Raw genomic sequence first — 14,053 nt, 5'->3', positions numbered from 1 at the left:
CAGGCATTTGTCTTGATTTGTCGGCATTAAAAAAGGGAGCCTGAGCTCCCTTTTTTAATGCCGCTTAGGCGTCTAGACAATAGACGGTACGGATCAACCGTTATAGCGACGCAGAACCAGTGCGGCGTTAGTGCCACCAAAGCCGAAGCTGTTGGACATAACGGTCGTCAAGCCCGCGTTCTGCTTTGCCTCAAGCACGATGGGCATGTCCTGTGCCTGCTCGTCCAGTGTGTTGACGTTTGCAGAGGCGCAGATGAAATCATTCTCCAGCATTAGTAGCGAGTAGATCGCTTCCTGAACGCCAGCGGCCCCCAGGGAGTGGCCGGAGAGGGATTTGGTTGAACTCAGGGCAGGGATCTTGTCGCCAAAGGCAGCGCGAATTGCTTTCAGTTCGGCCAGATCGCCAACCGGGGTACTGGTGCCGTGCACGTTGATATAGTCGATCGGTGTATCAACGGTAGCGGTTGCGATCTTCATGCAGCGCTGGGCGCCTTCGCCCGAAGGAGCGACCATATCGTAACCATCAGAGGTCGCACCGTAACCAATCACTTCGGCGTAAATTTTGGCACCGCGGGCCAGTGCGTGCTCCAGCTCCTCCAGCACCACCATGCCGCCGCCGCCCGCAATAACAAAGCCATCACGGTCAGCATCGTAGGCACGAGACGCTAATTCAGGGGTGTCATTGTATTTGGTGGACAGTGCGCCCATCGCGTCAAAGAGACCTGTTTGGCTCCAATGCTCCTCTTCGCCACCGCCGGCGAAAACGATGTCCTGCTTGCCTAGTTGAATCTGCTCCACGCCATTACCGATGCAGTGAGCGCTGGTCGCGCAAGCAGAGGTGATGGAGTAATTGATGCCCTTGATCTTGAACGGGGTCGCCAGACAGGCTGATACGGTGCTACCCATGGTGCGGGGCACACGGTAGGGGCCCACGCGTTTGATGCCTTTTTCGCGAATGATGTCGGCGGCTTCGACAATGTTCTCCGAGGAGGCGCCACCAGAGCCGGCAATCAGGCCGGAGCGCTCGTTGGATACGTCGGACTCACTCAGGCCCGCATCGGCAATCGCTTGCTCCATGGCCAGGTAGGCGTAACCTGCAGCCTGCCCCATAAATCGCAACTGCTTGCGATCAATATGTTCAGCAAGGTCAATCGAGACCGAGCCGGAAATGTGGCTACGAAAGCCCATATCTCGGTACGTTTCGTTCAGCTTGATGCCTGATTTGCCCTGCTGCAGGGACTCCAGCACACTGGCTTTGTCATTGCCCAGGCAAGAGGTGATGCCCATTCCGGTTACTACTACGCGTCTCATAGTGCTGTACCTTGTTCTTTGTGCTTGTTGTTAGAAGTTATCTGTCGATGTGAACAGGCCTACTCGCAGGTTCTCGGCGGTGTAGATCTCGCGACCGTCCACACTTACAGAACCATCTGCAATGCCCAGTACCAGCTTGCGGCTGATTACACGCTTAAGATTGATGCGGTAGGTCACCTTTTTCGCCGTTGGCAAAATCTGGCCGGTGAACTTCACTTCACCACACCCCAGTGCTCTACCGCGGCCTGGGTTTCCTTGCCACCCCAGGAAAAATCCTACAAGTTGCCACATGGCATCGAGGCCCAGGCAGCCCGGCATAACGGGATCGCCAGGAAAATGACATTCGAAAAACCAAAGGTCCGGAGTGATATCGAGTTCGGCAATGATCTCTCCTTTGCCATGCTCTCCGCCTTCCGCCGAGATACGCACGATACGGTCCATCATCAGCATGTTGGGGGTTGGGAGCTGGGCATTGCCGGGGCCGAACATCTTGCCGGCGCCGCATTCGAGTAGCTCTTCGCGGCTATAGGCGTTTTTGGGTGTCATAAATAGTCCTGAGTTAATAAAGTGGGGGTGATCAGCCTCTGAAGACAGGGTCATCCACAGCCCGATATACCACTATTCGGTCAGATTAAACGCCGGCCACTATACCACCAATTGCCCAGCGGGATAACGCACAGCGGTTGCTGGTAACAAAATTCAAACATTCGCCCATCACCCGGTTTACATCTGTGGGGGCAATGACCACCAGCTTCCCTGTGATACACTCTGTGCAGTGTTGAGGGCGGTAGTTTTGGGCCCTAAAACAGTTTCAGGAACTTAAAGAGAGTGTCTATGACGGGGAAGATTGTCGCCGTAATCGGTGGTGGTAGTTTTGGTACTGCGGTTGCCGACATTATTGCCAGTAATGGTCACGAGGTACGCCAATGGATGCGTGACGAAGCCTTGGCCGAAAGCATTAATAATTGCCACATCAATACAACCTATTTGCCGGGTTACGAGCTTCATCAAGGGGTGCGGGCTTCGACGGACATCCTGTGGGCTACTGCCGAGGCCGATGTCGTTTTTGTGTCTATTCCCAGCAGCTCTTTTCGCTCCGTGGTGAGCACCATGAAGTCGGTGGTAGGGGGTAAAATCCTTATCAGCACTACCAAGGGGGTGGAAGCCGGTAGCTTTGACCTGATGAGCCAAATTTTGGCAGAAGAGGTACCTACTGCGCGCGTGGGCGTGCTTAGTGGCCCTAACCTGGCCAAGGAGGTGGTGGCCAAGGCGATTACGGCAACGGTTATTGCCAGCGCCGATGAGGAGCTGTGCCAGGAGGTGCAGTTACTACTGCACTCCGATTATTTTCGCGTTTATTCCAACCACGATACCTACGGTGTCGAGCTTGGCGGGGCGTTGAAAAACATCTATGCGATTGTGGCAGGGTTGGCGGGCTCATTAGGCATGGGGGAAAACACCAAGAGTATGCTCATAACCCGAGCGTTGGCAGAGATGAGCCGGTTTGCGGTGCGGATGGGGGCTAATCCCTTAACTTTTCTTGGGTTATCGGGGGTGGGGGATCTCATCGTGACCTGTACCAGTCCCCTGAGCCGAAATTTTCGTGTGGGGTATGCGCTGGGCCAGGGTAAGTCCCTGAGCGAGGCGGAGGCAGAACTCGGGCAGGTTGCCGAAGGCATCAATACCCTGCGTTTGGTGCGGGAGAAAGCCCAGGAGTTGCAAGTTTACATGCCATTGGTCGATGGTCTGTATGAGATCGTTGTGAACCAGCGCAGTATTCGCGAAGTGACCCGTGAGCTGATGCTTGGGGAGCAAAAAACCGATGTCGAATTTATTCTGCAAGCCGATACACAAGAGGGAGCCTGAGTTATGGAAGAGTCCATTAAGCAACACCTGAAATCTGAATCCCAATGGTTGCGCCTGCTGTTTATGGTGGTGTTTTGGGTCATTATGCAGATCGCCCGCCTTGTTGTTGGGGTGGTGGTATTGGCCCAGATACTGTTTGCTCTGGTGACGGGAGGCCCCAATACCAATTTGCTGAATTTTTCCCGTAGCCTGAATCTTTTTATCTATCAGACGCTACAGTTTCTTACCTATAACAGTGATGAAAAACCTTTCCCTTTCAGCGATTGGCCTCAAGAGTAATCGATGGCTCGCCTCGTACTGTTGATGCGCCATGGCGAAGCCGAGGGAATGGCTGTTGATGACGCCCAGCGCGCCCTAACTGCGGCGGGAGAGGCCCAGGCCGCAGCCAGCGCCCGTTACCTGACCGGTTATGCTATCGAAAGAGTGGTGGCGAGCCCCTATCGTCGTGCCCAGCAGACCGCTGCGCTGGTATCCCAGGAGTTGGGGGGAGGATTTTCGAGTAGTGAGCTATTGATTCCGGATGCTGACCCCGTCATCGCCCTGCAATCGTTGGCAGAGTCCACAACCGATAACCTCTTGTTAGTCTGTCATATGCCCCTGGTGAGTCGCATGGCAGGTTGGTTGTTGGAGGGTGAGGGGGCCTGGGGGCCAGGGTTTGCGACCGCGGATATCGCAGTGATCGAAGCTGAATGGATTGCAGCGGGCACGGGGTTACTGCGTGCAATGTTGGGGCCCCAGGGGCGGCTTTAGCCGTTATCCGTTTGAGAGATTGGGCTCTGCTCAAGCTTGCCTGTCAAAAACACCATCCCCGACAGGGGTGTCGAGTGCACGTAGCGTGGCTTCGCGAGCCATTGTCAGTGCCAGGGGGCCGCGGCTCATATTTCGAGGTGAGCTTCGTGGCAGCCCTCGGATGACCAATGCCTGAAGATTGTGCCGGGCCGGAACTTTTAAGGCGTGGCTGCTGGGAAGGCGCCAGGGGGAGCGTGAGGCGATATGGTGGTAGAAGATCCGCTCTCCGGGCTGAGTGGCCGCGAGACCGTGGCGGTCACCGATGCCTCCGTCCCAATAGAGTTGGTTCGCAATACGGGCCGGTTGCATCAGCAACGGCACGGCGCAAGAAGCGTGCACAGCCTCCGCCAAATTACCTGTTGAGAGCACCCGTGTTGTCCGGCTGCGAGCATGGTAGGCCGACAGGTGTACGGGGATGCTGCACTCTTCAAACTCTTCGATTGCGGTGAAATCCCTTAGCATGCTCTTGAATAGTTCCCCTTTTAATAGCCCTGGCCCCCAGCCGGGGTCCCAGCAACTGTCGGGTGTTATTGACAGTAGCAAATCACGTATTTCGGTGGCGGGGCGGCCGCTCGCCAGGCAGCTTCCCACTAGTGCTCCAGCGCTGGAACCGGTGATTTTCGCCGGTGACAGCTGATGCTCGTGGAGGGCGCAGAGCATGCCGCAGTGGGCGTAAAAGCTGAAAAAACCCGAAGACATCGTCAGCGTGAACGGCTCCTGTGCCAGCCAGTCGGCAAGCGTTGGCTGTTCGATGGAGGGCTTGCCGAAGGTGGGGGTGTTCATATAGATTATATGTCAACTAAATTGCCGGTAATAAACGCGGCGCTATCCATCAAGGGCTGCTGCCCGTACAACGCCCTCTTAGAGCATAATCCTCTCATGAATCGTCGACAGATACACTTTGCCCATGCCAATGGGTTCCCTTCGGGCAGTTATCGTAAGTTGTTTCTCGGGCTAGAAAACCACGGCTATGAGGTGGGGTATCTTGAGCAGCACGGACATAACCCCCGTTTTCCGGTAAGTAGCAGTTGGACGCACTTGGTCGATGAGTTGATCGAGGCGGTAGAGCGGGGTTATACCCAGCCGGTGATTGGCGTCGGCCACTCGTTAGGTGGTGTGCTCTGTTCGTTTGCTGCTGCGCGCAGGCCCGATCTTTTTGACGCGGTGGTAATGCTCGACTCTTTTGTTATCAGCCCGTTCGAGAAGGTTATGATCTCTATTGCCAAAAATACCGGCTGGATTGACCGAATTACCCCCGCAGGAAAGACCAGAGACCGGCGTTCTCAGTGGCCAGACCATAATGAGGCGCGGAACTATTTTCGCAGTAAACACCTGTTCAAGCATTTTGACGCAGATTGTCTCGAGGACTATTTGCAGTCGGGTTTGCGAAGCCATGGGACACGTGTTGAGCTGGTATATCACCCGGAGGTAGAGGTCAGCATCTATCGAAATGTACCCCATCGTGCTCCGCCTAAATACACGCGTTTTGAAACCCCAACGGCGTTGTTGTACGGAGATCGGAGTGATGTGGTGAAAGGACAGCGAGTGCGCAGGGGAGAGCGTCATGGGGCTTTGTTACAAAAACGGGTGAATGGTACCCATATGTTTCCGTTGGAACACCCGCTGGAAACGGCACATCATATCCATACGGTTTTACAGTCACTGCTCAACAGGGATGCTTGATCGATGAAATTTGCTGGTATCGGTGAAGAGTTTGAAGTGGAAGTGAACGGCTTACGGGTGGCCATTTGTGCCTGGGGTGATCCCGGTAAACCGGTCCTATTTGCCCTGCATGGTTGGCTGGACAATGCCGCCAGCTTCGATTTTCTGGCGCCGCTGATAACCCACTATCGGGTATTGGCTGTGGATCTGATTGGGCACGGAAGGAGCAGCCATAGGCCAATGGGTGCAGCGTACAATATTTGGGATAACGTGGCGGATGTGATCGCGCTGGCGAACGGTTTGAAGCTGGAACAGTTTGCACTATTGGGGCACTCGATGGGCGCAATTATAGCGACCTTGATTGCCGGTAGTTTCCCCCAACGCGTCGATCGATTGTTTTTGATTGATGGGGTCTGGCCTATGGTGACGTCAAGCGATGAGACTCCGGCGCAGTTAGCAAAAGCGATTAACGGATTGCAATCAATTGATCAGAAGAGAAAAACAGTTTACCCCTCTATTGATAGGGCAATAGAGGCTCGCATGAAAGGGTTTAATCCCCTATCAGCTGAGGCTGCAGAGGCCTTAACCCAGAGAGGGATCGAGGAGGTTCCCGGTGGTTTTCAGTGGCGTAGTGATTTGCGCCTCAGGCTCCCCTCAATGATGCGATTGACCTGGGAGCAAGCCCAGGCTTTCGTATCCAGTGTGACAGCCCCTACCTGCCTGGTGCTCGCTGAGCAGGGTATCTACCTCAAGCGCGATGAGTTTGTTCGCAGTAAGGAGCTGCTACAGGGATTCACCCTATGCACGGTGCCTGGTGGGCACCACTTGCATATGGAAACTCAAGTGACGGAGGTTGCTCGTCTCTTTAACCGGTTTTCTGATAATGATGCATAGGTTACCCTGATAGCCCTTCGTTACAGTTAGGGGTGGGGAGACCTATCGTGGAACCCAGGGTGTGGATGGAAGAAGACGGTATTATGCGGGTGGATTACGGCCCCGATGCCCACATAACGTTGGAGGCGGTGCGCAATGTCGCCGAGCGCGCCTATCAGCTCTGTCCTCGCAGGCACCCGGCCCTGATCGTTGCGCAGCGAACCGCTAAAGTTGACAGTGACGCGCTAACGTTCCTCCAGAGTGACGACTACAAGCGTATTTCGGCAGCAGTTGCCATTATGACCCGAACTCCGCTAGAGAAATTTCTGATGCGGATGTATACCACCGTGCATCCACCCGAATACCCGGTAAGAGGGTTTACCTGTGAAGAGGAAGCACTGGTTTGGCTCGAAGGTTATCGTCAATCTGAAGGTGATTCCTGAGTGGCGTCCCGGTTCAGTAGCAGGTGTGTGATCGCTTCGGCGTCCTGGGGAGGGTAAAAGTAGTTTCCCTGTATCAGGTCGCATCCGAGCTGTTGTAACCAGTGCGCTTGTTGTTCGCTTTCGATTCCCGTCGCAGATAACTGCATATCCAGGCTATGGGCGGTGAGTGAGATTGTTCTCAGAATGCGTTGACGATCAACCCTTTGCTCGACCGCCCGAATCAAGTCCCGGTTAACCTTTATCGTGCTGATAGGGAGGGTGCCGAGTAGAGGGAACGAGGTCGGGGCGGAACCAAAATGATCGATCGCCAATTTAAAACCGAGTCGGGATATACGATCGAGCAGCGTCGACACCCTGGGATTTCCGTTAAATAAAACGGGCGCGTCCAATTCGATTTCCAGTTGGCTGTCGGGAGCTTTTTCATTGTACAAGAGAGTGAGTTGATTCATTAACGCATCGCTGTCCTCCAGCAAGGCGGTTGAGAGATTGAGTGACAGGGTGCCAAAGGAAACACCCAGTAGCCGCCATTTTTTTAATTGTTCGCATAGTTGCCGCAGCATCTCCTGCTCAAAGCGAAAGATAAGCTGACTCTGCTGGGCCACATTCAGGTGCTCTTCTGGCGATATCATAACTCCCTGACTATCCTGCCAGCGAGCCAGCGCTTCAAGTCCAACAATCTTGTGATCCTCGGCACGAACTCTGGGCTGGAAATAGGTCTGTAACTTATCATTTGTTAGTACATCCTCCAGCTCCTGTTCCAGCTGCAAACGACGATTCAGGGTACGGTTCATTCCGGTGCTGAAAAAGCGGTAGCCGTTTTTACCCGAACGCTTGGCGTGGTACATTGCCGTGTCGGCATTTTTTAGCAACTCTTTGGTTGCCGTTCCGTTTTGGGGGTATAAAGCGATGCCGATGCTAGGTGTTACCCAGCGAGTGTGCCCATGAAGACGAATCGGAGCGCTGAGTAATTCTACGATGTTGCTTGCAGCTGAAGAGGCATCATAAGGGGAAGATATATTCTCTATTAAAAGTGAGAATTCATCGCCACCCAGTCGGGCCAGGGTGTTTTCTCGCCGAGAGTGATTGCTGAGCCGTCGAGCGACCTCCTGCAAAACTTGATCTCCCGTTTCATGGCCTAACGAATCGTTAATTTCCTTAAAGTTATCGAGGTCGATAAAGAGTACGGCGTGTTCGTTCGGTGAGCGGTGGGACCGTGCGATGACCCGTGCAAGTTGGTCAAGAAAATAATGACGGTTGGGTAAGTTGGTTATGTCGTCATAATGGGCAGCGTGCTCTAATTGTCTTTGCTGGATTTTTTGATGGCCAATATCGGTTAATGATAGGAGTGTTGACTGACTCTCCTGGAAACGAAATGGTTTTGCGATAGCTTCCACTGTTAAGGGAGCGTTTTGTGCAGTGCAGAGTTCGAGTTCAATCCGATTTAGCTGGAAGCTTTTTTTCTTTAGTAGAGCACGAAATTCCTTTGGGGTTTTTTTCCACTGCTGTCCAGTAAAGAACTCCCGTAACTTGCGGTGTACCAATTGAAGTTGGTCCCCAACCCCCAGTAATCGTGCAGCAGATCTATTGGCATAAGTGATTCGGTTGCCGTCAAGCACGAGAAGTGCCTCGGTTGTCAGGTCAACAACCTGCTGATAGTGCTGCTCCGTTTGTTCCAGGGCGTCGCCCAGGGTTTGCAGTTCGGTGACATCGGTAAAGCTAATCAGCCAGTGATCACCAGACTTTTTGCTCAGGGCTGGCTTACAGTGCACGCTGAAATGATGGTAGCCGTTTCGCAGCTTTAGGGCGACCCGGTGGCTGCTGGCTTTTCCTCGGAGTGCTTCATCTAGAAGTTTAATCAAGCAGGGCTGATTCTCGGTTTCAAACAGCGTCTGGAATGCAATGGGAGATTGCGGGGTGGTCAGGGGTGCGAAGCATTCGGTGGCATTATTGCGGGCCAGTAAAACACCGTCTCGATCTACCAGCAGGCGAGGTGTTTGGTCCTCGTGCGCAAATAGGCTCAGTTGCTGATACTGGCGATATAGTGAGAAGCATAGGGTAAGTGCGGCAACCAGAATCGCTGTCAGTATGAGTTTGAGAGAGATGGCCAGCCCTGACCAGAGCAATACCCATGCGAACCCGCCACACAGGACCAGCGCGGGAATCAGTAGTGATACAGGTATAGCGACTAGTTTTTTATTTAACAGGCGCTGGAACATGGATGCTGTCACGCTTTCATCCCACTAGCGGCGATGCTATAACACAGTGTAGGAGAAGTTGGCTGTATTGCTGTGGCTAAATATCGCTTAAAGTGGCGCAACTGGCTCTTGGCAGAGCCGGGATCTTGGGATGGAGGTGTTGTGTTGGGTAGTCAGTTAGTCTGTTTTTTGGGCGGGGTGGGGATGTTTCTAGCCGCTCCAGCGTTTGCTTTGAATGCCGGGGTAGACCCTTACCCCAATGCAGAGGTGGTTGAGCAGCGTCAAGGCCATGAAAATAACCATCGGCTCGTTACCGGTTCTATAAAAAAAATTAACGGGGTGGTGCGCGCAGATAGCGAATATCGGGTCAATGGTGAGTTGACCCGGGTGGTGTACCAAATTCCCGAAGGCCACACCAATCGACGTGCCTTTGAACATGTAGAGCGTGCGATAGAGGTTCAAGGCTTCACCCCGCTATTTCGCTGTGAAGGGCGACGTTGCGGGAGCAGTAATTTCTGGGCTAATGAAGTGTTTGGTATCAAGCAGCTTTATGGGCCGGATAACGCCCAATTTTATCTAGTAGCCGAGAATGCATCCTTTCCGGGGGAGTATTTGCTGAGTTATGCGATCCGTCGGGGCAATGGGCGGGTTTACAGCCTGGTTGAGCACTTTGCCACGGACGATGCGCTGCGTGCCCGGGCGCAACAGGAACACTATGTTGAATTTTCCGGCTGGCCTGTCGAGGCTGATACGCTGGCAGAGTCACCTGCGTTTAGAGAGCTGGTGACGCTGATGCATGAGCGTTCGCAACCTGTGATTCTGGCTGTTTCTACATCGGGCGATGCAAGCAATCAAGAGGATCTGGATCAGTTGGTCAGCACCTCGCGTGACTACGCGGCAGAGATCGCGCGGCAGTTGGTGGGCGCGGGCGTCGATGTTTCGGGTTTCAGCGTAATGGGCGTGGGCCCCACATTGCTGCCGGGTGCCAAGCCCGGGCGTATTATTGTGCGCGCCATCCTGTTGTAGCCTGAAGCTAAAGGAGCGAGAGTGAAAACGGTATCCTTGGTGTTGGGAAGTGGCGGCGCACGGGGCTACACCCATGTAGGGGTGATCGATGAACTGGTCTCTCGAGGCTACCGAATTAACGCTATCGCGGGTTGCTCCATGGGAGCCTTGGTCGGAGGCATCTACGCGGCAGGTAAGCTTGAGTTATTTCGGGACTGGCTTCATAGCCTGGGGTATCTGGACGTTCTGCGGTTAGCTGATATTAGTTTCAGTTCCCAAGGTGCGCTGCGGGGTGAGCGGGTGTTTGCGGTGCTCGGTGAGATGATCGGTGACCTGCACATTGAGGAGCTGGAGCTCCCCTATACCGCCGTCGCAACCGATTTGGTGGCGCAACAGGAGTTGTGGTTTCAGCGGGGATCACTGCGCAACGCGATTCGCGCCTCGGTTGCTATTCCAACCCTGCTTACTCCAGTCATAGATCGTAATCGTGTTCTGGTGGATGGAGGGCTGCTAAACCCATTGCCGATTGCTCCGGTTGTATCGGCCCACTCCGATCTGATTGTCGCCGTTAATCTGGCGGGGGAGGCGGGTGGGTACAGCTTGCCGAAAGTCGAGAGAGGTAATCGAGAGGCCAGGCGGCTGCAACTGTTTTCGCGCTGGCTGGAGCGTATATCACGCAACAGGTCGATGGCGGCGATGAGTGTCGGTGCTCCTGCAATAACCAATGGCGGAAGCGTGGGGCAGGGCAAACCGCCAAGTGGAATGATGGATATTATTAATCAGTCATTTGAAACGATGCAGGGCTCGTTGACTCAGTTCAAAATGGCGGGCTACCCTCCGGATCTGCTCATTTCTATTCCCAAGGATATCTGCCGCTTCTACGAGTTTCACCTAGGGCCGGAACTGATTGAGATGGGGCGAATCATCGCCAGCGACGCCCTTGATCGTTATGAAACCGCAGGAAATACACTGCCGACCCATGAGCAGGATGACGGCAGTGCTGGCTAGCCCGGGAGTTTAATCGCGTATCAGGGACAGAAATTCGGCGCGGGTGTGAGCTTTGTTGCGGAAATGGCCCAGCATCACCGAGGTCTTCATCGACGAGTTCTGCTTCTCCACACCGCGCATCATCATGCACATATGTTTGGCTTCGATAATCACCCCGACCCCTGAAGCCCCCGTAACCTGTTGTATCGTGTCGGCGATCTGCTTGGTGAGGTTTTCCTGAATCTGCAGGCGACGAGCGAACATATCAACGATGCGTGCGATCTTGGAAAGCCCCAGTACCTTGCCGGTGGGCAGATAAGCCACGTGGCAGCGGCCAATAAAGGGCAGCAGGTGATGTTCGCACAGTGAGTAGAGCTCGATATCCTTGACGATTACCATCTCATCATTGTCGGAGGGGAATAGTGCATCGTTGACCACCTCGTCGAGGCTCTGCTGGTAACCTCGGTTGAGAAACTCAAACGCCTTGGCCGCTCGCGCCGGTGTGTCGGCTAGCCCAGGGCGGTTCAGGTCTTCACCTATGGCGCTGATTATGTTGGCGAACGACTTTTCCATGATGCTATCACTCAGGTATGGTAGCCCGCCAAATGGACAGGCTAGTGAATCAAGGGACGCTATTGTACGTGTTCGCCGCGGCGCCGCAAACCCTGCATTATGCCCCGGGGATCGGAATCAGCCGGTGGGAATTAGGGGACGTATTGGCTACCATTGCGTTTTATTCATCTGCAGGAGCAAGGCGCTTGAACGAACCGGTCGCAACCCAGGGTTTAACCACGATCGCCGATTATATTCGCTGGGCCTATAGTCGCTTTAATGAGGCCGAGCTCTTTTACGGTCATGGAACCGATAATGGCTGGGATGAGGCGGTGCAGCTGGTGCTCCAGAGCCTGCATCTGCCCTGGGATTTCGACCCTGCAATGATGAGTTGCAACCTTACCGGTGATGAACGGATGCTGCTGCAGTCACAGATCCGGAGAAGGGTTGATGAGCGCGTTCCACTGCCTTACCTGATCAATAAAGCCTGGTTTTGTGGCATGCCGTTTTATGTGGACGAGAGGGTTCTTGTTCCGCGCTCACCGATCGCTGAGATGATCGATCAGGGCTTTCAGCCTTGGTTAGGGGATGTTGAGGTAAGCCGTATTCTGGACCTGTGCACTGGCAGTGGCTGTATTGGTATTGCCTGCGCCCATGCTTTTCCCGGTGCGAAGGTGGACCTGTCTGACCTGTCTGCCGAAGCCCTGCAGGTGGCTACGATCAATACCGACGACCACGGGTTGGCTGGACGGGTTGAGTGTGTGCAAAGTGATTTATACGGTGCCTTGTCCGGCAGGCGCTACGAGTTGATTGTCAGTAACCCACCCTATGTTGATGCAGAGGACCTGGGTGATATGCCGTCGGAGTTTCACCATGAGCCAGAATTGGGGTTGGCCGCCGGAGAGGATGGCCTCGATCTGGCGTGGCATATCCTGGCCTCAGCGGCAGATTACCTTAGCGAACAGGGTCTTCTGGTGTTGGAGGTTGGCAATAGCTGGGTGGCGTTGCAACAGGCGGTGCCGGAGGTGCCCTTTGCCTGGATCGAGTTTGCCCAGGGAGGGGATGGGGTGCTGGCGCTCAGTGCACAGGAGTGCAGAACCTACCAGTCCCGCTTTCAGGCGTTAGCCGCTGATCGTTGAGTAAACCCTCTTTTGGGACTCGCTGCGGGTTCAAAAGAGGGTATAATCTGCCGCCGATAGGGTTAACGTTGCGCTCTTCAAAGGCGCTGGTTAATCCACTACACCATAACGATAAAGAGTACCCGGATGTCTGGAAACAGTTTTGGAAAATTGTTCACCGTTACTACCTTCGGTGAGTCTCATGGGCCAGGTTTGGGGTGCATCGTCGATGGTTGTCCTCCTGGTATCGAGCTTGACGAGTCGATGCTGCAAACTGACCTTGACCGTCGCAAGCCGGGAACCTCTCGCCATACCACGCAACGGCGTGAGGCGGACCAGGTGCGGATTATGTCGGGAGTGTTTGAGGGCAAAACAACGGGTACCCCAATCGGTCTGCTGATTGAGAATACCGACCAGCGTTCCAAGGATTACAGCAATATTGCCCAGCAATTTCGTCCGGGCCACGCCGACTACGCCTACACGCAGAAGTACGGTTTCAGGGATTATCGCGGGGGGGGGCGCTCATCCGCACGGGAGACTGCCATGCGTGTAGCCGCAGGTGGAATTGCCAAGCGCTTTCTCGCCGCCAACGGTATAGAGGTACGAGGTTACCTGTCCCAGCTTGGACCCATAGGTATCGAACGCGTGGTTTGGGATGAGGTAAACCGTAACCCCTTCTTTTGCCCTGACCCCGATAAAGTGGAGGCGATGGAGCAGTATATGGATCGCTTGCGCAAGGAGGGCAACTCCATCGGTGCCCGCTTGACGGTGACCGCGACAGGATTGGTGCCGGGCTTGGGTGAGCCTGTCTTTGATCGACTCGATGCTGATATCGCCCATGCATTGATGAGTATCAACGCGGTGAAGGGGGTAGAAATTGGTGCAGGTTTTGATTGTGTTGAGCAGAAGGGTACCGAACATCGTGATGAGATGACCCCTGAAGGATTTCTTTCCAATCATGCAGGAGGGGTGTTGGGTGGAATCTCCACCGGACAGGAGATTGTTGCCCATATCGCCTTGAAGCCTACCTCCAGTTTGCATCTTCCCGGCCGTAGCGTCGATCTGGCAGGTAAGCCTATTGAGGTCATAACCAAGGGGCGCCACGATCCCTGCGTGGGGATCCGCGCTACGCCCATCGCCGAGGCGATGCTCGCCATCGTGTTGATGGATCACTGGTTACGAAACCGAGCCCAAAACGGGGATGTTCGCTGCCAAACTCCGGTGATCGCGGCGCAAGCTCCCGAGCAGTAAT

General features: G+C 54.4%; 15 protein-coding genes. 10 read left to right on the top strand and 5 right to left on the bottom strand.

The window, feature by feature from the left end:
- Positions 1 to 93: 93 nt before the first annotated feature.
- Both fabB and fabA read right to left on the bottom strand, forming a co-directional pair.
- Positions 94 to 1,311, bottom strand: coding sequence for a beta-ketoacyl-ACP synthase I (fabB, locus tag ACP3PW_RS14990; protein ID WP_426417542.1), 1,218 nt, complete (start codon positions 1,309 to 1,311; stop codon positions 94 to 96).
- A 30-nt stretch (positions 1,312 to 1,341) separates the two neighbouring features.
- Positions 1,342 to 1,857 (bottom strand): 3-hydroxyacyl-[acyl-carrier-protein] dehydratase FabA, encoded by a 516-nt coding sequence (gene fabA, locus ACP3PW_RS14985; RefSeq protein WP_426417541.1) that lies wholly within the window; start codon positions 1,855 to 1,857, stop codon positions 1,342 to 1,344.
- A 288-nt stretch (positions 1,858 to 2,145) separates the two neighbouring features.
- On the opposite strand from fabA, the gene ACP3PW_RS14980 reads away from it, so the two are divergent.
- Genes ACP3PW_RS14980 through sixA form a run of 3 tightly spaced genes read left to right on the top strand, consistent with a single transcriptional unit; the run spans position 2,146 to position 3,927 of the window.
- Positions 2,146 to 3,177, top strand: coding sequence for an NAD(P)H-dependent glycerol-3-phosphate dehydrogenase (locus ACP3PW_RS14980; RefSeq protein WP_426417540.1), 1,032 nt, complete (start codon positions 2,146 to 2,148; stop codon positions 3,175 to 3,177).
- Positions 3,178 to 3,180: 3 nt separating this feature from the next.
- Positions 3,181 to 3,456, top strand: coding sequence for a DUF4389 domain-containing protein (locus ACP3PW_RS14975; protein WP_426417539.1), 276 nt, complete (start codon positions 3,181 to 3,183; stop codon positions 3,454 to 3,456).
- Between the two features lie 3 nt (positions 3,457 to 3,459).
- Positions 3,460 to 3,927 (top strand): phosphohistidine phosphatase SixA, encoded by a 468-nt coding sequence (gene sixA / locus ACP3PW_RS14970; RefSeq protein WP_426417538.1) that lies wholly within the window; start codon positions 3,460 to 3,462, stop codon positions 3,925 to 3,927.
- A 30-nt stretch (positions 3,928 to 3,957) separates the two neighbouring features.
- On the opposite strand, the gene ACP3PW_RS14965 is transcribed toward sixA, so the two are convergent.
- Positions 3,958 to 4,749: a patatin-like phospholipase family protein gene (locus ACP3PW_RS14965; RefSeq protein WP_426417537.1), complete on the bottom strand. Its 792-nt coding sequence runs from the start codon at positions 4,747 to 4,749 to the stop codon at positions 3,958 to 3,960.
- Positions 4,750 to 4,845: 96 nt separating this feature from the next.
- Between ACP3PW_RS14965 and ACP3PW_RS14960 the strand changes: the two genes are divergently transcribed.
- Genes ACP3PW_RS14960 through ACP3PW_RS14950 form a run of 3 tightly spaced genes read left to right on the top strand, consistent with a single transcriptional unit; the run spans position 4,846 to position 6,944 of the window.
- Positions 4,846 to 5,649, top strand: a complete 804-nt coding sequence (locus ACP3PW_RS14960) for an alpha/beta hydrolase (RefSeq protein WP_426417536.1) — start codon at positions 4,846 to 4,848, stop codon at positions 5,647 to 5,649.
- Positions 5,650 to 5,652: 3 nt separating this feature from the next.
- Positions 5,653 to 6,522: an alpha/beta fold hydrolase gene (locus tag ACP3PW_RS14955; RefSeq protein WP_426417535.1), complete on the top strand. Its 870-nt coding sequence runs from the start codon at positions 5,653 to 5,655 to the stop codon at positions 6,520 to 6,522.
- A gap of 47 nt (positions 6,523 to 6,569) precedes the next feature.
- Positions 6,570 to 6,944, top strand: coding sequence for a hypothetical protein (locus ACP3PW_RS14950; RefSeq protein ID WP_426417534.1), 375 nt, complete (start codon positions 6,570 to 6,572; stop codon positions 6,942 to 6,944).
- Here the strand turns inward: ACP3PW_RS14950 and ACP3PW_RS14945 are convergent.
- The gene (locus ACP3PW_RS14945) at positions 6,923 to 9,172 is read right to left on the bottom strand and encodes a putative bifunctional diguanylate cyclase/phosphodiesterase (RefSeq protein WP_426417533.1); all 2,250 of its coding nucleotides are present in this window, start codon (positions 9,170 to 9,172) and stop codon (positions 6,923 to 6,925) included. The two genes, ACP3PW_RS14950 and ACP3PW_RS14945, sit on opposite strands and share 22 nt — an antisense overlap.
- Before the next feature lie 132 nt (positions 9,173 to 9,304).
- Between ACP3PW_RS14945 and ACP3PW_RS14940 the strand changes: the two genes are divergently transcribed.
- Together ACP3PW_RS14940 and ACP3PW_RS14935 are read left to right on the top strand one after the other, a co-directional pair.
- On the top strand, positions 9,305 to 10,165 hold the full coding sequence (locus ACP3PW_RS14940) for a DUF4892 domain-containing protein (RefSeq protein WP_426417532.1): 861 nt from the start codon (positions 9,305 to 9,307) through the stop codon (positions 10,163 to 10,165).
- 21 nt (positions 10,166 to 10,186) lie between these two features.
- Positions 10,187 to 11,152, top strand: a complete 966-nt coding sequence (locus ACP3PW_RS14935) for a patatin-like phospholipase family protein (protein WP_426417531.1) — start codon at positions 10,187 to 10,189, stop codon at positions 11,150 to 11,152.
- Positions 11,153 to 11,161: 9 nt separating this feature from the next.
- Here ACP3PW_RS14935 and folE read toward each other — a convergent pair whose 3' ends face one another.
- The gene (gene folE, locus ACP3PW_RS14930; protein WP_426417530.1) at positions 11,162 to 11,704 is read right to left on the bottom strand and encodes a GTP cyclohydrolase I FolE; all 543 of its coding nucleotides are present in this window, start codon (positions 11,702 to 11,704) and stop codon (positions 11,162 to 11,164) included.
- 185 nt (positions 11,705 to 11,889) lie between these two features.
- Here folE and prmB point away from each other — a divergent pair, with 185 nt between their 5' ends.
- Positions 11,890 to 12,822, top strand: a complete 933-nt coding sequence (prmB, locus tag ACP3PW_RS14925; RefSeq protein ID WP_426417529.1) for a 50S ribosomal protein L3 N(5)-glutamine methyltransferase — start codon at positions 11,890 to 11,892, stop codon at positions 12,820 to 12,822.
- A 126-nt stretch (positions 12,823 to 12,948) separates the two neighbouring features.
- Positions 12,949 to 14,052 carry a chorismate synthase gene (aroC, locus tag ACP3PW_RS14920; protein WP_426417528.1) on the top strand — a complete coding sequence of 368 codons (1,104 nt, stop codon included), beginning with the start codon at positions 12,949 to 12,951 and terminating at the stop codon, positions 14,050 to 14,052.
- Position 14,053: the final 1 nt, after the last annotated feature.

Origin of the sequence: Aestuariirhabdus sp. LZHN29, from assembly GCF_049985285.1 — a bacterium.
Taxonomy (GTDB): domain Bacteria; phylum Pseudomonadota; class Gammaproteobacteria; order Pseudomonadales; family Aestuariirhabdaceae; genus Aestuariirhabdus.
The sequence above is the reverse complement of the archived record's forward strand: the minus strand, read 5'-3'. Positions and strand labels throughout refer to the sequence as shown.